Origin of the sequence: Enterobacter sp. CGMCC 5087, assembly GCF_003144775.1 — a bacterium.
In the GTDB taxonomy this organism is placed as follows: Bacteria; Pseudomonadota; Gammaproteobacteria; order Enterobacterales; family Enterobacteriaceae; genus Enterobacter; species Enterobacter cloacae_M.
In genome coordinates this window covers 15419-37840 of sequence record NZ_QFXN01000035.1, presented here as the reverse complement: position 1 = coordinate 37840, position 22422 = coordinate 15419, and the positions used below count along the sequence as shown (strand labels likewise).

At 54.3% G+C, this 22422-nt stretch carries 24 protein-coding genes and 1 pseudogene; 10 read left to right on the top strand and 15 right to left on the bottom strand.

The genetic code is table 11. The annotated features are described in order from the left end of the window. Positions 1-271: pseudogene (locus tag DEO48_RS27075) on the bottom strand (endopeptidase); the annotation flags it as partial. Between the two features lie 338 nt (positions 272-609). Here DEO48_RS27075 and grxD point away from each other — a divergent pair. Continuing rightward, positions 610-957 (top strand): monothiol glutaredoxin 4, encoded by a 348-nt coding sequence (grxD, locus tag DEO48_RS03385; RefSeq protein ID WP_003832760.1) that lies wholly within the window; start codon positions 610-612, stop codon positions 955-957. 44 nt (positions 958-1001) lie between these two features. On the opposite strand, the gene rnt is transcribed toward grxD, so the two are convergent. From rnt to eptA, 5 genes are all read right to left on the bottom strand, one after another. Next, positions 1002-1652, bottom strand: a complete 651-nt coding sequence (gene rnt / locus DEO48_RS03380) for a ribonuclease T (RefSeq protein ID WP_023311355.1) — start codon at positions 1650-1652, stop codon at positions 1002-1004. A gap of 95 nt (positions 1653-1747) precedes the next feature. Then, complete coding sequence (gloA, locus tag DEO48_RS03375; RefSeq protein WP_013096923.1) at positions 1748-2155, bottom strand: lactoylglutathione lyase; 408 nt, start codon at positions 2153-2155, stop codon at positions 1748-1750. Between the two features lie 100 nt (positions 2156-2255). Further along, positions 2256-3353: an alkene reductase gene (locus DEO48_RS03370; RefSeq protein ID WP_109844374.1), complete on the bottom strand. Its 1098-nt coding sequence runs from the start codon at positions 3351-3353 to the stop codon at positions 2256-2258. Positions 3354-3406: 53 nt separating this feature from the next. Beyond that, positions 3407-4006 (bottom strand): TetR/AcrR family transcriptional regulator, encoded by a 600-nt coding sequence (locus DEO48_RS03365; protein ID WP_047061657.1) that lies wholly within the window; start codon positions 4004-4006, stop codon positions 3407-3409. 41 nt (positions 4007-4047) lie between these two features. Next, the gene (eptA, locus tag DEO48_RS03360; RefSeq protein ID WP_109844373.1) at positions 4048-5673 is read right to left on the bottom strand and encodes a phosphoethanolamine transferase EptA; all 1626 of its coding nucleotides are present in this window, start codon (positions 5671-5673) and stop codon (positions 4048-4050) included. A gap of 149 nt (positions 5674-5822) precedes the next feature. On the opposite strand from eptA, the gene DEO48_RS03355 reads away from it, so the two are divergent. The 3 genes from DEO48_RS03355 (at position 5823) to sodC (ending at position 7606) form a co-directional block, all read left to right on the top strand. Continuing rightward, positions 5823-6062 carry a DUF1289 domain-containing protein gene (locus DEO48_RS03355; RefSeq protein WP_008500587.1) on the top strand — a complete coding sequence of 80 codons (240 nt, stop codon included), beginning with the start codon at positions 5823-5825 and terminating at the stop codon, positions 6060-6062. Positions 6063-6110: 48 nt separating this feature from the next. Further along, entirely contained in the window at positions 6111-7007 is an 897-nt protein-coding gene (locus DEO48_RS03350) for an aldo/keto reductase family oxidoreductase (protein ID WP_045401379.1), read from the top strand. A gap of 80 nt (positions 7008-7087) precedes the next feature. Beyond that, complete coding sequence (sodC, locus tag DEO48_RS03345; RefSeq protein WP_045887807.1) at positions 7088-7606, top strand: superoxide dismutase [Cu-Zn] SodC; 519 nt, start codon at positions 7088-7090, stop codon at positions 7604-7606. Here sodC and DEO48_RS03340 read toward each other — a convergent pair. From DEO48_RS03340 to DEO48_RS03330, 3 genes are read right to left on the bottom strand one after another with little or no spacing between them, the layout of a single operon-like run. Next, positions 7585-9618: an FUSC family protein gene (locus DEO48_RS03340; protein ID WP_109844372.1), complete on the bottom strand. Its 2034-nt coding sequence runs from the start codon at positions 9616-9618 to the stop codon at positions 7585-7587. The genes sodC and DEO48_RS03340 overlap by 22 nt on opposite strands. Then, positions 9618-10478: an HlyD family secretion protein gene (locus DEO48_RS03335; RefSeq protein WP_109844371.1), complete on the bottom strand. Its 861-nt coding sequence runs from the start codon at positions 10476-10478 to the stop codon at positions 9618-9620. The genes DEO48_RS03340 and DEO48_RS03335 overlap by 1 nt, the downstream gene beginning before the upstream one ends. A gap of 2 nt (positions 10479-10480) precedes the next feature. Next, on the bottom strand, positions 10481-10717 hold the full coding sequence (locus DEO48_RS03330; protein WP_109844370.1) for a DUF1656 domain-containing protein: 237 nt from the start codon (positions 10715-10717) through the stop codon (positions 10481-10483). Positions 10718-10903: 186 nt separating this feature from the next. Between DEO48_RS03330 and slyA the strand changes: the two genes are divergently transcribed. Continuing rightward, positions 10904-11344: a transcriptional regulator SlyA gene (gene slyA / locus DEO48_RS03325; protein WP_109844369.1), complete on the top strand. Its 441-nt coding sequence runs from the start codon at positions 10904-10906 to the stop codon at positions 11342-11344. 36 nt (positions 11345-11380) lie between these two features. On the opposite strand, the gene DEO48_RS03320 is transcribed toward slyA, so the two are convergent. Beyond that, positions 11381-12742, bottom strand: a complete 1362-nt coding sequence (locus DEO48_RS03320) for a GGDEF domain-containing protein (RefSeq protein WP_109844368.1) — start codon at positions 12740-12742, stop codon at positions 11381-11383. 189 nt (positions 12743-12931) lie between these two features. Then, positions 12932-13399 (bottom strand): outer membrane lipoprotein SlyB, encoded by a 468-nt coding sequence (gene slyB / locus DEO48_RS03315; RefSeq protein ID WP_008500578.1) that lies wholly within the window; start codon positions 13397-13399, stop codon positions 12932-12934. A 255-nt stretch (positions 13400-13654) separates the two neighbouring features. Here slyB and anmK point away from each other — a divergent pair, with 255 nt between their 5' ends. From anmK to pdxY, 5 genes are all read left to right on the top strand, one after another. Beyond that, a complete protein-coding gene (anmK, locus tag DEO48_RS03310) occupies positions 13655-14779 on the top strand; it encodes an anhydro-N-acetylmuramic acid kinase (RefSeq protein WP_109844367.1) in 1125 nt (374 codons plus the stop codon). Between the two features lie 93 nt (positions 14780-14872). Then, positions 14873-15196 (top strand): C-type lysozyme inhibitor, encoded by a 324-nt coding sequence (gene mliC, locus DEO48_RS03305; RefSeq protein WP_023311369.1) that lies wholly within the window; start codon positions 14873-14875, stop codon positions 15194-15196. Positions 15197-15253: 57 nt separating this feature from the next. Next, on the top strand, positions 15254-15910 hold the full coding sequence (gene pdxH / locus DEO48_RS03300; RefSeq protein WP_008500575.1) for a pyridoxamine 5'-phosphate oxidase: 657 nt from the start codon (positions 15254-15256) through the stop codon (positions 15908-15910). A 125-nt stretch (positions 15911-16035) separates the two neighbouring features. Further along, positions 16036-17310: a tyrosine--tRNA ligase gene (tyrS, locus tag DEO48_RS03295; protein ID WP_047648003.1), complete on the top strand. Its 1275-nt coding sequence runs from the start codon at positions 16036-16038 to the stop codon at positions 17308-17310. Positions 17311-17376: 66 nt separating this feature from the next. Further along, positions 17377-18237: a pyridoxal kinase PdxY gene (gene pdxY / locus DEO48_RS03290; RefSeq protein WP_109844375.1), complete on the top strand. Its 861-nt coding sequence runs from the start codon at positions 17377-17379 to the stop codon at positions 18235-18237. 60 nt (positions 18238-18297) lie between these two features. Here the strand turns inward: pdxY and gstA are convergent, their stop codons facing one another. The 4 genes from gstA to DEO48_RS03270 form a co-directional block, all read right to left on the bottom strand. After that, positions 18298-18903, bottom strand: a complete 606-nt coding sequence (gene gstA / locus DEO48_RS03285) for a glutathione transferase GstA (protein ID WP_048977464.1) — start codon at positions 18901-18903, stop codon at positions 18298-18300. Positions 18904-19003: 100 nt separating this feature from the next. Then, positions 19004-20512 carry a dipeptide/tripeptide permease DtpA gene (gene dtpA / locus DEO48_RS03280; RefSeq protein WP_109844366.1) on the bottom strand — a complete coding sequence of 503 codons (1509 nt, stop codon included), beginning with the start codon at positions 20510-20512 and terminating at the stop codon, positions 19004-19006. A gap of 591 nt (positions 20513-21103) precedes the next feature. Further along, on the bottom strand, positions 21104-21739 hold the full coding sequence (nth, locus tag DEO48_RS03275) for an endonuclease III (RefSeq protein WP_063441738.1): 636 nt from the start codon (positions 21737-21739) through the stop codon (positions 21104-21106). Then, on the bottom strand, positions 21736-22422 hold the full coding sequence (locus DEO48_RS03270; RefSeq protein WP_023311374.1) for an electron transport complex subunit E: 687 nt from the start codon (positions 22420-22422) through the stop codon (positions 21736-21738). Before DEO48_RS03270 ends, nth begins: the two co-directional genes overlap by 4 nt.

Below are 22422 nucleotides of genomic sequence, written 5' to 3'. Positions count from 1 at the left end.
CGGTTTGCGAAGCTTTACTTTTAGCGGAGTGGGCAGTGCGGGAAGGTTTTGTTTTCGTCTTGCTGGAAGCGGTCTGTTTCGTCTGAGCCGGTTTTTTTTTCTTGTCGTTCTTAGCGGTGGTTTTTTTCTTACGTTCTGTGGCTTTCACCAGATGGTTTTTTTGTACAGCAGAATGCCGCGCCTGCTGAGAGGCGTTTGCCACTGGCGTGAAAGTGAGTGAAGTAAACAGTAAAGCACAGAGCGTGATCGAGATTTTATTTATCCGCGCCACTGGGCAGTCCCCTGATAAATGCAGGTCATCAATAATACCCGCGTGTGATTTACAAAGCCCGTCGATTCTAATCTATAAAAACCCAGAAAGTTAATAGCATTTTTCAATCTACAATCGTGTTTCGTTAGCAAGTGCAAAAAAATTCATCGTTCTGTCGCACATTTGCCCACTCCCTAAGCAAAACCCTGACTGCCGCAGGGGTAAACACCATTTGCAATGCAACTTTTCGTGACTCGGGGTAGAATGTATAAACGTGACAAAAATGTTATTTTCCGATGCCAGTCTGAACCGCTACAATGTCAGACGAATGCCGTAACAGAAGTTAAAGGAAGCAAGACATGAGCACCACTATTGAAAAAATCCAGCGCCAGATCGCTGAAAACCCGATTCTGCTGTATATGAAAGGTTCTCCGAAGCTGCCAAGCTGCGGCTTCTCCGCACAAGCGGTTCAGGCGCTGTCAGCCTGTGGTGAGCGTTTTGCTTACGTTGATATCCTGCAGAATCCGGACATCCGCGCTGAGCTGCCTAAGTACGCTAACTGGCCGACTTTCCCACAGCTGTGGGTTGACGGTGAGCTGGTTGGCGGCTGCGATATCCTGATTGAAATGTATCAGCGCGGCGAACTGCAGCAGCTGATCAAAGAGACGGCGGCGAAGTACAAAACCGAAGAGCCGGACGCAGAGTAATTTTCTGCGCAAATAAAAAAGCGACCTGATAAGGTCGCTTTTTTTTATTCTTCGCTGTCGCCCATCGGCAGCGGCCAGCCGCCCAGACGCTTCCAGCGGTTGACGATCTCACAGAACAGCTCTGCGGTGCGCTCCGTGTCGTATAACGCGGAATGCGCCTGCGTACCGTCAAAAGGTATACCCGCCGTGATGCAGGCTTTTGATAACACCGTTTGTCCCAGGGCCAGGCCGCTCAGTGCGGCGGTGTCGAAGGTCACAAAAGGATGGAAGGGGTTGCGTTTAAGCGCGGCGCGCTCGGCGGCGGCCATAGTAAAGCTGTGATCGAAGGTGGCGTTATGGGCCACCATGATGGCGCGGCTGCAGTTACTCTCTTTCATGCCTTTACGCACCATTTTGAAAATGGCGTGCAGCGCATCATATTCACTGACTGCACCACGCAGCGGGTTATGCGGGTCGATACCGTTAAACGCCAGCGCTTCCGGCTGTAGGTTTGCCCCTTCGAAAGGTTCAACGTGGAAATGCAGCGTGGTGTCCGGTGTAAGCCAGCCCTGTTCATCCATCTTCAGCGTGATGGCGGCAATTTCGAGCAGCGCATCGGTTTTAGCGTTAAATCCGGCTGTTTCTACATCAATGACAACGGGATAAAAACCACGAAAACGGTCGCACAGACCGCTAAATTGAGCGTTATCGGACATCAGGGTCTCTTACAAGGGGAAAAAGCAGAGCGCATTATGGCAAATTTTGCAGGGTGATGCAGTAAAACTACGGGCGCATGTTGCGCCCTGAGGGATCAGTTGCCCAGACCGCGACCCGCGTCTTTGGCTTCAATCAGCTCGATTTTGTAACCGTCCGGGTCTTCCACGAACGCAATCACGGTGGTGCCACCTTTTACCGGGCCCGCTTCGCGCGTAACGTTACCGCCGTTGCTGCGAATGCGCTCACACGCTTCGGCCGCGTTGTCCACTTCCAGCGCGATGTGGCCGTAGGCGGTGCCCAGCTCATAGCTGTCTACGCCCCAGTTGTAGGTCAGCTCGATCACCGCTTCATCCGTTTCCGGGCCGTAACCCACAAACGCCAGCGAGTATTTGTATTCCGGGTTTTCGCTGGTGCGCAGCAGCTTCATGCCCAGGACGTTAGTGTAGAAATCAATGGAACGTTGCAGGTCGCCAACGCGCAGCATGGTGTGAAGTAGGCGCATAATTTCCTCATTAACCAATGGAATAGACTGTCTTTTTGAACAGAAACGATGTTTTAGTATAGCGGCGAAGTATCGCCGCTATCAATGAACAACGGCGAGATTACAGAGAAGGGTAGTCGGTGTAGCCTTCCGCGCCGCCGCCGTAGAAGCTTTCCGGGCGCTGCGGGTTCAGGGCCGCTTTTTTCTGCAGACGGGCAACCAGATCCGGGTTGGCGATATAGTCGCGGCCAAACGCGACGGCATCGATCAGCCCTTTGCCGATCAGATCTTCGGCTTTCTCCGGGGTATAAGCCCCCGCACCGATGATCACCCCGTGGAAACGCTCGCGCACTTTCTGACGGAAAGCGTCCGTGTAAGGCTTACCGCCAGCCCAGTCCGGCTCGGACATGTGCAGATAAGCGATGCCGCGTTTTGCCAGCTCTTCGATCAGGTACAGGGCATCGGCTTCTTCGTTCGGACCGTTGTCGACGTTCTGGAAAGAACCGATTGGAGAGATGCGGATCCCGATACGATCCGGGCTCCACTCCTGGCATACGGCGTCAACCACTTCCAGCACCAGTCGAGCGCGGTTTTCAACGCTGCCGCCGTACTGGTCGGTGCGGTGGTTAGACGACGGTGACAGGAACTGGTGCAGCAGGTAGCCATGCGCGGAGTGCAGCTCAATCAGGTCAAAACCGGCTTCACGGGCGTTGGCCACGGCCTGGCGGAAGTCGTTCACGATACCCGGAATTTCATCCAGCTCAAGCGCGCGCGGCATAGAGGTATCCACGCGGATCGCATTGCCGTTTTCATCACGCAGGGACGTACGGGTATTTGCGCTCAGGGCCGAAGCGGAGACCGGAGCCTGGCCGCCAGGCTGAATGCTGCTGTGGGAGATACGACCGGTATGCCACAGCTGGACCGCAATGCGACCCTCTTCAGCGTGAACGCCCGCGGTGATTTTCTGCCATGCGGCGATCTGTTCCGGGCTGTGAAGACCCGGCGCACCCGCATAGCCTTTAGCCTGAGCGGAAATCTGCGTGGCTTCCGTGATGATCAGGCCAGAGCTTGCGCGCTGACGATAGTATTCACCCATCAGTGGAGTTGGGATGTCGCCCGGCTCAATGCTGCGCAGACGGGTAAGCGGAGCCATAAACACGCGGTTTGGCGCAGTGACGGCACCCACTTTTAAGGGGGTAAATAATTTTTCAGCTGACATAAAGACTCCTGAGTAGACCAGTCGACTAGTAGTTGGGTAAATAAAAACGCCTGTTAAATGCCAGGCGCAGTAATGCTGTTTTTCACATGTGCCAGCGCGCTTTCCAGCGGCACGGCACTGCGCGAAATTTTTGCCTGCAGGTTAGCGCCTAGCCAGAGCGCATATAACACCTGCGCCTGGGTTAACGGTTCGCCGGAAAAGGCCAGCGTTTTTTCATCGCGGCCTTTCTCCAGCGCCTGGGCCAGCAGGGCGATAACGCCGCGGGCACCTTTATCCATCGCCGTGCGCATATCTTCAGAAAGATCGCACACTTCCGCAGACAGCTTAACGGTCAGGCATCCGCTAATAATGCCCTGCTGACAGAACTGGTTCAGCGTTTCCTGATAGTAGTTCAGAACACGATCCCGGTAGTTACCTTCACCTGAAGCAAAGTGGGTCGCCAGACGCTGGTGGTAGCCAGCATAATGACGCTCCAGCATCGCTACGCCAAAAGCCTCTTTGGACCGGAAGTAGTGATAAAACGACCCCTTCGGAACCTCAGCGGTTTTTAACAGCTCGCTCAACCCCATACCGGTAAACCCGCGATGCATGCAAAGCTGCTCGCCGGTTGCCAGTAAATGTTCGCGGGTATCGTGTTCAGTATTTCTGCTCATGGCCGCACTCTAATAGACCGTTCGGTCTAATGCAAGCGAGTTTACTGACGACATGCGCTCAGTATATCCAGCTGCGGTTGATAAACCGTTGATTTCACGTCCATCATACCCAATACGGTTGAGAATAAATTGTCCTGGGAAACCGCATTTTTTGCTGCATGGTCACGCAAACACTGTTCGTTGATGCCAAAGTTTTTCGCGTAATCCGGTGACAGCCAGAACATAAACGGAATATGCGTTTGCTGCTCCGGCGCCAGCATATACGGCGTACCGTGCAGATAAATACCGCTTTCGCCCAGCGATTCACCGTGATCTGAGAGATAAATCAGCGCGGTGTTCATGCTCGACTGGCGCGCTTTCAGCGCATCAATGGTTTTGCTGACCATGCTGTCGGTATAGAGGATAGTGTTGTCATAGGTATTGATCAGCGCCTGATGATCGCAATCCTGAATTTCATTGGTGTCGCAGGTTGGGGTGAATTTACGGAAGTTGTCCGGGTAACGGCGATAGTATGCCGGACCGTGGCTCCCCATCAGGTGGATAACCAGCACTGTATCTTGCTTCACGCCATCCAGCACGTTGTCCAGACGGTAGAAGTTCACATCGTCAATACAGGATTTGTCTTTGCAGAACTGATCCAGCTGCCACTGCGTCATGTCGGTATGTGGCACGCGATCGCAGGCACCTTTACAGCCGCCGTCGTTGTCGCGCCACAGCAAATTGATACCCGCATGCTTAAGCACGTCGAGCAGTCCCTCGCGATGGTGAGCCAGGTCGGCATCGTATTTGCTGCGCGTCATACCGGAGAACATGCAGGGAACGGAAACTGCGGTTTCGGTACCACACGAGGAGGCCTGCGGGAAGTTAATCACGTCCTGCTTTTTCAGCTCCGGGTTGGTTTCGCGTTCGTAACCGTTCAGGGAGTAGTTTGCCGCGCGAGAGGCTTCGCCGACGACAAGCACCAGAACGGTTTTCTTTTGTTGACCGGTAATCAGTGACCCTTTATGGGCATCTTCACCAATGCGCACCAGCGTTTGATCACCGGCAAACCAGCGCATTTTGCTGTACTTCACCACGGCGCTGACATAGTTCGCCGGGGTGACCATTTTGACGATGCTTTTGTTATTGCGGAACAGCGACGCGTAATCTTTATAAAACAGCGCGGCAATCAGGATAATCACCAGCAGAGCACCGAGCATCGCGGCAACGCGCGTCAGCAGCGCGTACCACCATTTTCCGGTACGAATCCGGGTCAACGCCAGCACCACGGAGGGAACGATGCCGGCTATAACAATCCACAGAATCATCTGTGGGGTCACCAGAGCGGTCGCTTCCTGAGAGTTGGTTTCGAACACGTTCACAATCATGTTCTGATCGATCACCGCGCCATAGGTGTACATAAAGTAGGTTGCCGCGGCGCATCCGATCGTCAATATAATCAGCAGCGGCTTGCGGAGATACGGGATGTTAAGCAGGCTAAAGACAATCACCCAGCCGCAAAACAGCACCAGCGGTACGGAGGCGGCAAAGAGGAAGTCGTGCAGATGGACTGGGCCGATAATGGCCCAGCTGCGCTGGATAAACAGTCCGTTCAGCAGAGTAAAAAAGAGTGCACAGCCCAGAGTAAATTTAATGTCGTTACATTGTAACTTTTTGATTAACCACATCGATCGGTAAACCCGTTATTGTCATGATGGACCGAGTATAGAGAGGGAAGATTAGTGAAACCTTAATGCCATAAATCTGTGATATAGGCCTTGCACGTGATGCGATTAACGTCTTCACTGTAGGTGAGAGGAGCTTTCGGGAGGTGAGTGTGGCAGAGCAGCTGGAGTTTTTCCCCATCCAGAGCCCGTGCCGGGGTATTTGTCAGGTCGATGAACGCGGATATTGCCGCGGGTGCATGCGTACCCGCGATGAGCGTTTTAACTGGCAAAACTTTAGCGACACGCAAAAGCAGGAGGTGTTACGCCTCTGCCGACAGCGTCTTCTGCGCAAAATACGCGCAAACAAAGCGGGTGAAACCGAAGAACCCCAGCAACCTTCACTTTTTTAACACGGTAATTGCGTATACTCATGACATTACGTCCTTGAGGAAAATGTTATGGTTCAGCGAATTACCCTTGCCCCCCAGGGGCCAGAATTCTCCCGTTTTGTCATGGGCTACTGGCGCCTGATGGACTGGAATATGTCCCCCCTCCAGCTGGCGAGCTTTATTGAAGAGCATCTTGATTTAGGCATCACCACGGTCGATCATGCGGATATTTACGGTGGATACCAGTGCGAGGCCGCGTTCGGCGAGGCGCTTAAGCTGGTTCCTGCGCTGCGCGATCGCATGGAGATCGTCACGAAGTGTGGGATTGCCACCACGGCAAAACCTGAACACGCCCTCGGTCATTACATCACCGACAGCGCGCATATCATCAAGAGCGCCGAGCAGTCGCTGGTCAATCTGGCGACCGATCGTATCGACCTGCTGTTAATCCACCGCCCCGACCCGCTGATGGATGCCGATGAGGTGGCGGAAGCCTTCCTGAACCTGCATCAGAGTGGGAAAGTACGTCACTTCGGCGTCTCTAACTTTACCCCGGCACAGTTTGCGCTGCTTCAGTCTCGTCTGCCGTTTACTCTGGCCACCAACCAGGTTGAGATCTCCCCGGTACACCAGCCGCTGCTGCTGGACGGTACGCTCGATCAACTACAGCAGCTGCGCATTCGCCCGATGGCGTGGTCCTGCCTGGGGGGCGGACGCTTGTTTAATGATGATGAATTCCAGCCGCTGCGCAACGAGCTTGAAACCATCGCCCGCGAACTGAACGCGGAGAGCATCGAACAGGTTGTTTACGCATGGATCCTGCGCCTGCCGTCAAAACCTCTGCCTATTATCGGCTCCGGCAAAATAGAACGCGTGCGTTCTGCGCTAGCCGCTGAAGAGCTGGAGATGACCCGTCAGCAGTGGTTCCGCATCCGTAAGGCCGCGCTGGGTTACGACGTACCATAAACCGCCTGAAGATGACTTTCCGGTGAAATCTTTGCCCCTGGTATACACTTAAGGGGCAAAAAATAACCCGCGGAGGTCATATGAAGCGTTTTGCTCTGGCACTGGTCACGCTGGTTGTTTGCGCAGGGGCGCAGGCAGCCAGTGACGAAGTTGAAATGAATCTCGTCACCCCACAGGGTGTGGGTCAGTCCATCGGAACGGTGAAAATCACTGAAACCGATAAAGGACTGGAGTTTGCCCCCAACCTCAAAGCCCTCCCTCCCGGCGAACATGGTTTCCATGTTCATGCCAAAGGCAGCTGTCAGCCAGCTTTAAAAGAAGGTAAACCGTCTGCGGCGGAAGCGGCAGGAGGGCACCTCGATCCGCAGCATTCCGGCAAGCATGAAGGCCCGGATGGAATGGGGCATTTAGGCGATCTGCCAGTGCTGGTGGTGAATAACGATGGTAAAGCCACAGATCCCGTCGTCGCGCCGCGACTGAAAAAGCTGGATGAGGTGAAAGGCAAAGCGCTGATGATCCATGTCGGCGGCGACAATATGTCCGATCGGCCTAAACCGCTTGGCGGCGGCGGGGCACGCTATGCGTGCGGCGTGATCTGATCCCCAATCGTTCCCGGTGGCGGTGCCTGTTCCAGCTGCGAGAGCGAGCAGTGCAGGCGCCAGATTATCGAGGCCAAATCACGGGCTGCGGGCAGATGATGCTGTGCCAGCGTATCGCAGATCCGCTGCAGTTCATTCAGCGTGGCTTCGAGCGGCCGCTGCTGGACACCGCGCTCGCTCATCACATTGCGCAGCAGGGAGATGCAAACATCACGAACCTGCGACAGCGGATCGGAACGCGTTTCCCACGCGCGAAGCTGCCAGACCACGTGCGAGCAGTTCAACAGCACCACGCCCCAGCGCAGCAGCCAGCGCCGGGACAGCGCATCCTGGCTGTTATTCAGCTGGCTGACGTGATGATAGACCAGAGATTCATATTCGTTTTCGCTCAGATGCGGTTTACGGCTGAGCTGGTCGACAAACCCTCTGCGTAACTCCCGGATATGCCTGCGGCTCTTGCGTGCATCGGAGCCGGGACGTAACACCGCGAAAGCCAGCCACGCCAGCCCCACGCCAAGGATCTTCGCCAGGTTGTCATTGAGAAAATCGGCGTAATCATAAACCGGTGGATTCGTCACGGAGATAAACGAGCCCATAAAGACAATCAGCTGTCCCCAGAGGCCCGCCAGCTTAGGCATTTGCAGCTTCAGAAGCTGCATGGTGGTTAACAGGGGAAACAGGAACAGCAGGAACTGCCATAGATCGCTTATCTGCACCATCAGGCCAAACTTCACCACAAAGCTGAACAGCGACAGCAGCACCAGCGTGCGCAGCAGGAGCGTAAGCGAGTTGAACGGCGAGGCCGCGACGGAGTAAAGCACGCAGCTGATGGCGGCAAGCGTCAGGGCAGCCGTACCGGACTCCCACTGCGTGGTAATACTCCACGCCCCCACCAGCATCAGCGCACAAAAGGTGCGAAAACCGCTCCACAGCGCTTCCAGATAGTCGATATGGCGCGCGAGTGCCGGGCTGCCGGGGACGTTGAACTCCGTCAATGGGGTCGCGTTTTCGATGGCCGTAATCCAGCGGCTGCTGCGCAGGTACAGACGGCAGAAGTAATTCAGGCGCTGCCAGAAGGCGCGATGGCGGTAGTCGTACTCATCAACCGGGGCGAGCGGAGCGATAATCCGCGCTACGGTGTAAATGTCCGCATCCGGGCGCGAAAGGGCCGCGAGCAGCGTTTCAATCACGGCACGGGTGTTTTCAGGCGGCGTTGGCCAGTTGAGCAGCATCCGGCGAAGGCTGGAGATGGCGCTGGTCATGCGCAGCTGCTGGTGCAGCAGATAGTTAAGAAGTGTGTTCTGGCGGCGAAAGCGGTAGTGGCTCCAGAACGCCTGAATGCGCAACAGATTCATCGTCAGGATCTGTCCGATAACCTTTTCATGCGCGAGGCGGATATCGTCGCTGGTATCCGGTTGCCACAGTAGGCTCGCGTGTTCCAGTAACCGGGTATGCATGGTTTTCAGCGCGGTGATGAGCGCGGTGCCGTCGGATGTGCTGGGGAGGATCATCATCATGAAGCCGCCGCTGAGGATCCCGACAATCACTTCACAAACGCGCGCCTGGGCAATATCCCACAGCTCGGTGGTGTCGAGCACGTTAACCACCGGAAAGGCGATGATGGCGGCGGTATAGCCCGCCAGCTGGAACGCGTAGGCGACGTTATTGGTAAAATGGGCGCACGCCCAGGTACAGCACCCCAGCCATGCGGCCATGCTCAGCAGGAACAGCCACGGATCGTTCAGCGTATGGCCGGCGATAATTAACGCCGCGGTGGCACCCAGCAGGCTGCCTGCGATGCGGCCAAGACTTTTACTGATCACCCCGCCGACCGTCGGAAAACTGACCACCGCCGCAGACGTCATCGCCCAGTAGGGCTCATCCAGGTTCAGGTAATAAGCCACAGTTAGCGCAAGACACATGGCAATGCCGTTACGCAGAGCGTAGCGCCACTGGGGACGCGTCGCTTTCATCCACGGCGTGTTTTGCCAGGAGAGACCCTGCAGCTTCATCACCGGTTGCCGATGGAGACAGTGCAGGTGGTGCCGGACACAAGGGTAATGTCCTGCGGTAAACGGTCAAACTCCACGCGAACCGGAACGCGCTGAGCCAGACGCACCCAGGGGACGTTCGGCTTTATGTCCGGCACCAGCCCTGAATCCGTTTCAACGCTTTGATCGTAAATGGCGCGGCCAATGCTGGATACGTGACCCTGTAACTTCTGCGAGCCGCTGTAAAGCGTAATGGCGGCAGGCGATCCCTTGCGTATATGTCGAAGCTTGGTCTCTTCGAAATAGCCCACGACGTAGAAGGAGTGGCTGTCGACGAGGGCGAATATCGGTTGTCCCGTGGTGGCATAATTCCCCACGCGGGCCGAGAGGTTGGTCACCCATCCATCAACAGGTGCCGTAATCACGGTTTGGGTCAGTTGCCACTGCGCCTGCTTCAACGTCGCCTCCGCCACGTTGACGTTAGCCTGCATCGCCTTAACGTTGATATTGGCGGTGTCTAAATCTTCCGCTGAGATGTAGTTTTGCGACAGGTGGCGGCGGCGGTTGGCCTCGTTGTTGGCCTTTGCCAGATCCGACTGGGCTTTAGCCAGCTGCGCCTGGGCGTTCAGGATCGCAATGTGGTACGGGGTGTCGTCGATGCGGAATAAAATGTCTCCCTTTTTGACGAACTGGTTATCCTTAACCAACAGCGTCGTAATACTTCCCGACACCTGAGGGGTAATGCTGACCTGTTCAGCACGAACTTTGCCGTCACGCGTCCAGGGCGACTGCATATAAAAATTCCACATCCACCAGCCCGCAACCAGCGCGAGGGCAAGGACAAACAGGGTGGAAAAGTACTTTAGCGTTTTCAGGGACATATTCACCACACAGTCAACACGGCAAGGCCCAGGCATACGGAAAGGGCAAACAGGGAAAGATCCATCAGCATGGGATGCCAGATTTCGCCGGAGTACATCCAGTCGCGAAGCAGACGATGCGCGATGAGCCAGAGGATAAAGCCCACCAGAACGGCCTTAAACAGAGGAGGAAAGTAGACTGACGCACCGAAGATCAGGTCCTGAAGGGGTAAACCCTCTGAGCGATGTAAAAACGTCACGGGCAGAAATCCTTTGCAGTGAACAGAATGCCGCGTTGGCTTGTCTTAGTATGATGAAGCATCATAATTCAGTGTAAGTCATACTTTTAAGTTCGATGAATGCAGTATTGCATTTGTTTTGGCAATACAAATGCTGCACACTATTCTAAAATCAGTATAATAACTTAGCAAGCTAATTATAAGGAGATGAAATTGGAATCGCCATTAGGTTCTGATCTGGCAAGGTTGGTACGCGTCTGGCGTGCTCTGATTGACCATCGCCTGAAACCTCTGGAACTCACACAGACGCATTGGGTCACGCTGCACAACATTCATCAGCTGCCGCCCGATCAGTCGCAAATACAACTGGCAAAAGCGATAGGGATTGAGCAACCGTCGCTGGTGCGCACGCTTGACCAGCTGGAAGAGAAGGGGTTGATCTCGCGGCAAACCTGCGCCAGCGATCGTCGCGCCAAGCGGATTAAACTTACAGAGAAAGCGACTCCCATCATTACTGAGATGGAAGCCGTGATTACGAAGACGCGAGGTGAGATCCTGTCAGGCGTTTCACCGGCGGAGCTGGAAATGCTCATCAGCCTTATTGGCCGCCTGGAACAAAACATCCATGAGCTGCAGTCGCGCGACTGACAAACAACAAGGCCTTGCAGCAGCAAGGCCTTTTTTTTATTTAAAGACCACCACGCGGTTACGGCCGGTCTCCTTCGCTTCATACATCGCTTTGTCGGCATTTTCCACGCACGTTTCTGCGGCTACTGCGGCTGACGTCGCCGTAAACACCCCCATGCTGATGGTGATCGGCTCCGGTAGTTGACCGCCGCTGCTGGCGTTATCGAAGCTGCTCAGATTTAACCGAATTCGTTCCGCCACCTGGTACGCCGCGTCTGATGAGGTGTTGGCCAGCATCAGAACAAACTCCTCACCACCGATACGGGCCGCGATGTCCTGGGGGCGCACGGAATCCATCAGCAGATTAGCAACAAACTGCAGGACCTTGTCGCCCTGAAGATGCCCGTAGGTGTCGTTGATACGCTTGAAGCGATCGAGATCGCTGACGATGACGGAAACCGGACGGCTGGGTTTGGCGATATCCAGCGCCTGCTTTAATGATTCATAAAAATAACTGCGGTTATACAGGAGCGTGAGCGGGTCGCGAATTGAGTTCTGATAGGACTGCTCATACTTTATGTGCGAGTCGCGATACAGCCTGAAAACATCGTAGAGCAGAACAAAAATGATCAGCAGCGTGGCGACAGTTTCAAATAATCGCGCGCGGTACCAGGATATCCCTTCGACATGTCCACACGCTACCAGCATTGAGAGCGTGACGATATAGCAGACGCACAGAAAATTACCGCCCACCCAGAATAAATTGCGTATACGCGTAATAAACATCAGCGTGGCTAATGTGACCACCCAGAGTGCAACCAATGCAATATTAATAAAGTGGCTCCAGAGAACCATAAACTCACGAGTTTCATTATCCACAAGATCGATGGATAAAAAGGAAGAATGACTGGAATACATCCAGGCCACCCCGACGACAAAGGCGGTAAAGAGAAACTCGGCGCTGACAATAGCGATATGCGCCAGCCGTGAAAGGGGACAATTGCGCGTGGTAAAGAGTATTGCCGAAACGATAAAAAGCACCGCGATTAGGAGATGGCGGAACATATAGAAGATCATCGCATCATTGTAGTTCACCACATTGAACTGATAGAGATCCAGCCAGGCGGGAAAGCTGGACAGCGTTCCGACCATCAGCGATGCCGACCCGGCAAAGGCAAAGGCGATTGCAAGCAGATACAACCGTCTTTTGTCACACCAGTATTTCATTGTCATAAAACAGGCAATAAACAGGTGAAACACGAGAAGAAAAATAGTGAGCGTAGGGAATAAAAGCGGTGAAAAGGACGGAACCCATTCAACGAGTTTTAAAAACAGCGCGTGTAATATCCCGATTACAAAAAGGCAACCGAGACAGAACGCGATATAACGGCTCTTTTGGGAGAGACAATTCGCAAGCATAGATTTTTACAAATTTATAATGAATAAAGAGATGCGAAGAGTTTAATTAATTAGCGCGCTAAATACTTTGCGCAGAAACAATATATGCCGTGGTAAATAATAGGCGTGGTGAATATATTTTGTAAATATATTTGTGGGAGTGATATATATTGTAAATGGATGTGGCACGATGGCCACATCCATTTTTAATTAACGTGGAGAAACGGTCACCTGACTACCGTTGCTTGCCAGCACAACGCGCTGGCCTGCAGAGAAGCGAGTGCTGCCTTGTTTCTGAACAACCATGATGGTGCTGCCATCATCTTTACGGATTTCCAGCTCTACACCCTGGGTTTTGTTCATCGCACCCTGAACGCCCTGGCCTGCTACACCACCGGCAACAGCGCCTGCTGCGGTCGCCAGAGAACGGCCTGTACCACCGCCGACGGTATTACCCAGGAAACCACCCAGAACGGCACCGCCGATTGCACCCATCACGTTGTTTTCATCACCGCCCTGAATTTGTACAGGACGAGCGTTAACAACGGTGCCGTAAGTCACGTTCTGAACCTGTTTTGCTTCAGACGCGCTGTAAACGTCGCCAGAAAGTGAACTGTCATTCACACAGCCAGCCAGAGTTAAACCAATCAGCGAAACGCCCAGTACACGTAAAATCATTTGAATCTCCTGTTCACCAAAAACGCCCGATTGGGGGCATCCGTTATGGCTAAATTATATGGCATAAGGGGCCATAGTTCATATCTTTGCACTAACAATAAGAAAATTGTACTTGAATTTGACTTAACGAGACATAAACAGGATCCGCCCGTGTTACCCGTCTGACATTGTTAAAAAATATTATCGCCGGATGGCAAAGCTGCGCCGTTTATGGTTGAGTGGATATCCTTAGCCCACGCAACGTAAGGAAAGCGCATGAAATCGGGTCGCTACATTGGTGTGATGTCAGGTACCAGTCTGGATGGGGTAGATGTCGTTCTGGCCGCCATTGACGAAAACATGGTGGCGCAGCAGGCAAGCCTGACCTGGCCAATCCCCATTTCACTGAAAGAGGATATTCTGAGTATCTGTCAGGGGCAGCCGCTGACCCTTTCCCAGCTTGGACAACTTGATGTTCGCCTGGGGGCGCTGTTTGCGGATGCGGTGCAGGCTTTGATGCAAAAAGAACATCTTCGCCCGCAGGATGTGGTCGCTATCGGATGTCACGGACAAACGGTCTGGCATGAGCCCATCGGAGAGGCCCCGCATACTCTGCAAATCGGCGATAACAACCAGATTGTGGCGAAGACGGGCGTGACGGTGGTTGGCGATTTCCGTCGTCGCGATATCGCCCTTGGCGGGCAGGGCGCGCCGCTGGTACCCGCGTTCCATCAGGCGTTACTGGCGCACCCTTCAGAACGGCGTATGGTGCTCAACATTGGTGGGATTGCCAACCTGTCGATGCTCATCCCGGGGCAGCCCGTACGCGGCTATGATACCGGCCCGGGCAATATGTTAATGGATGCCTGGATCTGGCGGCAGTGCGGACAACCGTATGATAAAAACGCGGAGTGGGCGAGCGGGGGGAAAGTGATTATTCCGCTGCTGCAGTCGATGCTGAGCGATCCTTATTTTGCCTTGCCGGCCCCTAAGAGCACGGGGCGTGAATACTTCAACCTGGGCTGGCTTGAGCGTCAGCTGGCGCCATTCCCGGCGCTCGCACCGCGGGATATCCAGGCGACGCTTGCCGAGCTGACGGCCGTGTCGATCTCCGAACAGGTTCTGCTCAGCGGCGGATGTGAACGCCTGCTGGTGTGCGGCGGAGGAAGCCGCAATCCGCTGGTGATGGCGCGTCTTGCGGGGCTACTGCCGGGTACTGAAGTGACCACGACCGATGAGGCCGGCATCAGCGGTGATGATATGGAGGCGCTGGCCTTCGCCTGGCTCGCCTGGCGCACCATTGCCGGGCTGCCGGGCAACTTGCCGTCGGTAACCGGCGCGCGTGAGGCGAGCGTCCTCGGGGCGATTTTCCCGGCAAATCCTCGTCATAATCAGAGTTAACTGAAATTCAGCGCGGCGCGTCATCGTTAGAATGGAACGAAACAGGAGGGCAGCCATGCCCTCCAGGACCAGGAAAGTCTTCGGAATACGCCCATGAAAAAACTTCTTCTTATTGCCGCTCCTTTGTTGCTGTCAGGATGCAGCGTCTACAACCAGCTCCTTGAGCGCATGCAGACCGATACGCTGGAGTATCGCTGCGATGAAAAACCGCTGACCGTAAAGCTGAACAATCCACGCCAGGAAGCCAGTTTTGTTTATGACAATAAATTGCTGACGCTGAAGCAGGGGATGTCAGCCTCCGGCGCACGTTATTCCGACGGTATCTACGTCTTCTGGTCGAAAGGCGACAGCGCCACGGTCTACAAACGCGACCGCATTGTGCTGAACAATTGCCAGCTCGAAAATCCGAAGCGTTGAGATTTTTACAGGGGCGGCGCACAATAGCGCCACCCACTCTCAATGTCAGCTAACGCCATGTCAGATAACGACGAACTGCAGCAAATTGCGCATCTGCGCCGTGAATACACTAAAGGCGGCCTGCGTCGCCAGGATCTTCCCGCTGAACCCCTCGTGCTTTTTGAACGCTGGCTGAAACAGGCCTGCGAAGCGAAACTCGCCGACCCCACGGCCATGGTCGTCGCAACGGTGGATGAAAACGGTCAACCGTATCAGCGCATCGTATTGCTCAAGCATTATGACGAGAAAGGGCTGGTGTTCTATACCAACCTCGGCAGCCGCAAGGCGCACCATTTAGAAAACAATCCGCGTATTAGCCTGCTGTTCCCCTGGCACATGCTGGAACGTCAGGTAATGGTCACCGGCAAAGCGGAACGTCTCTCGACGCTGGAAGTGGTGAAGTATTTCCACAGCCGCCCGCGCGACAGCCAGATTGGCGCCTGGGTATCAAAACAGTCCAGCCGAATTTCTGCCCGCGGCGTGCTGGAAAGTAAATTCCTGGAGCTGAAACAGAAGTTCCAGCAGGGGGAAATTCCTCTGCCAAGTTTCTGGGGCGGGTTCCGCATCCCGATTGAGCAAATAGAGTTCTGGCAGGGGGGCGAACATCGCCTGCACGACCGCTTTTTATACCAGCGCGAGAATGGCGGCTGGAAAATCGACAGACTGGCACCATAATCCCCGAAATTTGTTGATTTAAGCGCTAGCGCACACCGCGCTTGCGCTTTATTCTATGTTCCTTTCGCATCAGGCGAAAAGTCGTGTACCGGCAAAGGTGCAGTCGTTTATACATGGAGAATTTGATGGCAAGCAGTAACTTGATTAAACAATTGCAAGAGCGGGGCCTCGTGGCCCAGGTGACGGACGAGGAAGCGTTAGCAGAGCGACTGGCGCAAGGCCCGATCGCGCTCTATTGCGGCTTCGATCCCACCGCTGACAGCTTGCATTTGGGGCATCTTGTTCCATTGTTATGCCTGAAACGCTTCCAGATGGCGGGCCATAAGCCTGTTGCCCTGGTGGGTGGCGCGACCGGCCTGATTGGTGACCCAAGCTTTAAAGCCGCTGAGCGTAAACTGAATACCGAAGATACCGTGCAGGAGTGGGTAGATAAGATCCGCAAACAGGTTGCACCGTTCCTCGACTTCAACTGTGGTGATAACTCTGCCATTGCCGCGAACAACTACGACTGGTTTGGCAGCATGAACGTGCTGACCTTCCTGCGCGACATCGGCAAGCACTTCTCTGTTAACCAGATGATTAACAAAGAGGCGGTGAAGCAGCGTCTGAACCGTGACGACCAGGGTATCTCCTTTACCGAGTTCTCCTACAACCTGCTGCAGGGTTATGACTTTGCCTGCCTGAACAAGCTGCACGGCGTTTCCCTGCAGATTGGCGGTTCCGATCAGTGGGGTAACATCACCTCCGGTATCGACCTGACCCGTCGTCTGCACCAGAACCAGGTCTTTGGTCTGACCGTTCCGCTGATCACCAAAGCCGACGGCACCAAATTCGGTAAAACCGAAGGCGGCGCGGTGTGGCTCGATCCGAAGAAAACCAGCCCGTACAAGTTCTACCAGTTCTGGATCAACACGGCGGATGCCGATGTTTACCGCTTCCTGAAGTTCTTCACCTTTATGGACATTGAAGAGATCAACGCGCTGGAAGAAGAAGACAAGAACAGCGGTAAAGCACCGCGCGCTCAGTACGTGCTGGCGGACGAAGTGACTAAACTGGTTCACGGTGAAGAAGGTCTGGCCGCGGCAAAACGCATTACCGCAAGCCTGTTCAACGGTACCCTGAGCGATTTGAGCGAAGCGGACTTCGAACAGCTGGCGCAGGACGGTGTGCCGATGGTTGAGATGGAAAAAGGGGCTGACCTGATGCAGGCGCTGGTGGACTCCGAGCTCCAGCCTTCCCGCGGTCAGGCGCGTAAAACCATCGCGTCTAACGCTATCACCATCAACGGTGAGAAGCAGGCCGACCCGGAATACACCTTCGTTGACGGCGATCGTCTGTATGGTCGCTACACGCTGCTGCGTCGCGGCAAGAAAAATTACTGCCTTGTCTGCTGGAAGTAATTAACAGTCTTCAGGGGCGTGGGAAACCACGCCCCTTTTGTTTTTTCAGGGTTTGGTAAGAAAAAAATGAAGAACATCCTCGCCATTCAGTCCCACGTTGTTTTTGGACACGCTGGCAATAGCGCCGCGGAATTCCCGATGCGTCGCCTCGGCGTCAACGTCTGGCCCCTTAATACCGTACAGTTCTCTAACCACACGCAATACGGCAAATGGACCGGCTGCGTGATGCCCCCTTCGCATCTCACTGAGGTTGTGCAGGGTATTGCCGAAATCGACCAGCTCAAACGCTGTGACGCCGTGCTGAGCGGTTACCTCGGCTCAGCGGAGCAGGGGGAGCATATCCTCGGTATCGTGCGCCAGGTGAAAGCCGCCAACCCGGCGGCAAAATACTTCTGCGACCCCGTTATGGGCCACCCGGAGAAAGGCTGCATCGTGGCGCCTGGCGTTGCAGAGTTTCACGTCCGCCACGCGCTGCCCGCCAGCGATATCATTGCGCCAAACCTGGTCGAACTCGAAATTCTCTGCGAGCATCCGGTTAATAGCGTTGAAGAGGCGGTAAGCGCGTCTCGTGAGCTGATCGCTCAGGGGCCGGAAGTTGTGCTGGTAAAACACCTTGCGCGCGCAGGGCTGAGTCAGGACCGTTTTGAGATGCTTCTGGTGACGAAAGATGACGCCTGGCATATCAGCCGCCCGCTGGTTGATTTCGGCCTGCGCCAGCCGGTTGGGGTCGGGGATGTCACCAGCGGTCTGCTGCTGGTGAAATTACTGCAAGGGGCGACGATACGCGACGCGCTGGAGCACGTTACCGCGGCGGTGTACGAAATCATGATTGCGACGAAAGAGATGCAGGAATATGAACTGCAGGTGGTTGCGGCACAGGATCGTATCGCGAAGCCGGAGCACTATTTCAGCGCAACCCGGTTATAGCCGGCCAAAACGTGTAGGCCGGGTAAGCGTTGGCGCCACCCGGCAACACAGGCCGCTCGGTTAGTTCAACCCTTCCGCTTTCAGCGCCGCAGCCACTGCAGGACGCTCTGCCACGCGTTTCATATACGATGCAATATGGTCTAACCCTTCCAGGTTCAGCTTAACCGCGCGCGCCCAGCGCAGCACGGTAAACAGATAAGCATCGGCAATCGTGAAGCGCGAACCACAAATCCACTGTTCGTCTTTCAGCGATTCGTTAACGTACTGCAGCTTTTTCTCAAGAAGCGCACGCAGGGTCGGCTTGAACTCTTCTGGGGTATCCGGGCGGAACAGGGGAGTAAAGCCTTTGTGCAGTTCGGTCGCAATGTAGTTCAGCCATTCCAGCGTCTTATAGCGAGAAATGGTACTGACCGGTGCCAGCAGCTGACGATCGGGTACGCTATCGGCCAGGAACTGCATTATCGCGACGCCTTCGGTCAGCAGAGTACCGTCATCCAGCAGGAGAGCCGGAACTTGTCCCTTGGGGTTAATGGCAAGAAAATCATCGCCATTTTCCAGACGCTTTTTCATCAGATCAACGCCATCCAGCGTGAAATCTTTGCCGCTCTCGCGCAGGGTGATATGGGAAGCAAGAGAGCACGCGCCCGGTTTGTAGAACAGTTTCATCGGTAACTCCTTTTTGCTGAGGTTTCAGCTATGTTAGTGCGCCAACGGACAAAAAAAAAGCCGCTAATATGCATTAGCGGCTCGTCGTTTCTCAATAATCTTACGCGGTAGCGGTTTTGGTCGCTTCAGCCGTCTTGTCGTCGTCCTGAGTCATACGATTCAGTTTCGGCGCGGTCAGCAGCATCAGAACTGCAATAACCGCAGTAGCGATACCAATCTGCATGAACACGGTGCCGTAGACGTTCAGGGAGACCAGTGGGTCAGTGACGTTTTCAGGCACAGCCATCAGGTTCGCAATTTTACCCGCAATGATTGCCGCACCGGCAGTGGTCAGGAACCAGCTACCCATAATGAAGCCCATCAGACGCTGAGGAACCAGCTGTGCAACCATCGCCAGACCCAGACCGGAGATCATCAACTCACCGATAGACTGTAGCGCGTAGCTCAGGATCAGCCAGTTAACGGACACGATACCCGCGTCGGTGGCAAATTTGGTACCCAGCGGCAGCACCAGGAACGCGCCGGAGCACAGCACCATACCGATCGCAAACTTGTGCGGCATTGGCAGACGGTCGCCCATCTTGTTATAGATAGCGGCCAGAATCGGGCTACCAATCATGATCCAGAACGGGTTGAGCGCCTGATACTGTTCCGGTTCGAACGCGATGCCCAGAATTGAGTGCTCAACGTTACGAATGGCGAAGAAGTTCAGTGAGGTTGGCATCTGGCTATACAGCACGAAGAAGATAATCGCTTCCAGCATCAGAATGAACGCCACAATCATCTTGCGACGGGCAGCACCCTGCATGGCGAACGCTTCTTTCGCAAAGATAACCACGATACCCAGCGCAACCACGCCCAGAACGGCACGGGCGATACCCTGGTTGTGCAGCAGCCAGGTGGCAATTGCCGCGAGGACAACAACGCCCGCGATGGTGGCCAGCAGTTTGCCCATATGAACAGGCTCGAAGTCAGGTTTTGAACCGTAGTCTTTAACCCAGCTGCGGCAGAACAGGAAGTTCACCACGGTGATCAGCATACCCACGAAGCTCAGTGCAAACGCCACGCTCCAGCCGAATTTCGCCGCGAGCCAAGGGGTTGCCAGCATCGAGAAGAACGAACCGATGTTGATGGACATGTAGTACATGGTAAATGCACCGTCCAGACGCGGATCGTCTTTGCTGTAGCAGGTAGAGAGCAGGGAGGACGGGTTTGCTTTGAACAGACCGTTACCGACGGCAATCGTCGCCATACCCATATACACGACAGCGGCATCGTGCCCTGACCATGCAACCAGACCATAGCCAATCGCCAGGACAATGGCGCCCAGCATTATGACACGTTTAGTCCCCAGGACTTTATCACCCAGCCAGCCGCCAATTGCGACCAGACCGTACACCAGAGCACTAAAGGAAGAGAATAGCGTGATGGAATCGGCTTCGGACATACCCAGCTGTTTTACCAGGTAAACCGCCATGATCCCTTGCAGGCCGTAATAACCAAAACGCTCCCATAACTCGATAGAGAAGATGAGATAGAACGCTTTAGGCTGTTTAAAAGCGTTAAGACTTACGCTTTCATCTGTTGGTTTATTGTTTGCAGTAGACACATATACCTCTTTTTTTACATCCCATATTAACGGGGGTGTTCATAGCGTGATGGCCGTCGTCCATACGCCTTATAGTTATATTGGGAGGAGAAACGGCGGGTAATGTTCACTATCCTGCCCAATCTGGCAATACGTTTGTAATAATCTGTTACATATATCTGAAGTGGTATAATCGTCGGTTCATATAAATGTTATTCAGCGTTAAATTTCATACGATGATTAAAGGTAGTTTTTTCGACTGGCACTAACCCACTTCAACCGGCCTTTGGCGATATGTTCTGCTATTTGCCGCTTAGCGCAGTGATATAGCCCATATTCTGAAAAATAGCTGGTCTTATCTTCGGTGATGGAAGGAGAGTATCTTGTCAGACAAAGGGTTTAGGCGGGTTTTGACAACAAAAATTCAACATGAAGTTATCAGGGTGATCGCGATCACAGATGTATAGAAATTTTTGGCTATGAAAAAAGTATTAACCTGTTTGAGCGTTAAATAACCGAACAAGTGACAGGTCAGGGGGAATGAAAGACGGACAAATAACGGCCAAAAGAAGGGTGTCTGGTAGCCCTTCTTTTATTAAGGGATTGTGACGATCAGGGATACACTTTTTCTTTGTATTCGCAGAGATCTTCAATAATGCAGGAGCCGCAGCGAGGCTTACGGGCAATACAGGTATAGCGGCCGTGCAGAATCAGCCAGTGATGGCAATCAACCTTAAATTCGGCCGGAACCACCTTTAACAGCTTCTCTTCGACCTGCTCAACATTTTTCCCCGGCGCGAAGTTAGTCCGGTTAGAGACGCGGAAAATATGCGTATCCACGGCGATGGTCGGCCAGCCAAACGCGGTGTTGAGCACCACGTTCGCGGTCTTACGCCCCACGCCCGGCAAGGCTTCCAGCGCGGCGCGATCTTCCGGTACTTCGCCTCGGTGCTGTTCCAGCAGGATCCGGCAGGTCTTAATGACGTTCTCGGCTTTGCTGTTAAACAGGCCGATGGTTTTGATATAGGACTTCACGCCTTCCACGCCCAGCTCCAGCATGGCTTTTGGCGTATTGGCAACCGGATAGAGCAGGGCAGTGGCTTTATTGACGCTCACATCGGTCGCCTGCGCAGAGAGCAACACCGCGATCAGCAGCTCAAACGGGGAGGTAAAGTTCAGCTCCGTCGTCGGATGCGGGTTCTCGTCCCGCAGACGGGTCAGGATCGCAATGCGCTTTTCTTTATTCATGAAGCCTTCTCGGGTGTCCCTTCCAGAACGCTACGCTCAGCCGCGCGGCGCTTACGTTTCTCATCAATCAGGTATTTTATCGCCAGCATCATGCCAAGGCCAATAAACGCGCCAGGGGGCAGCATTGCCAGCAGGAATGGCGTATCGGTGTGGAACACTTCAACGCGCAACGCTTTGGCCCAGCCGCCCAGCAGCGCATCTGCGCCGTCAAACAGCGTACCGTTACCGAGGATCTCGCGCAGCGAGCCCAGCACGAACATGGCGCAGGTGGCACCCATTCCAATGGAAAAACCATCCAGCGCCGACATGGCGGGGCTGTTTTTCACCGCGAACGCTTCCGCACGGCCAACGACGATACAGTTGGTGACGATAAGGGGAATAAAGATCCCAAGCGACTGGTACAGGCCGAATGCGTAAGCGTTGATGAGCATTTGTACGACGCTAACAACAGACGCAATGATCATGACGTAAATCGGAATACGAATTTCCGACGGCGTCCAGCGGCGCAGGGCGGAGATGGAGAGGTTGGTCAGGGTCAGCACCAGCGTGGTTGCCAGACCCAGACCGAGCGCGTTGGTGGCGGTGGACGTTACCGCCAGCAGTGGGCACATCCCCAGAAGCTGGACCAGCGCGGAGTTGTTCTTCCACAACCCCTGGACAATAACCTCTTTAACCTGGCTCAT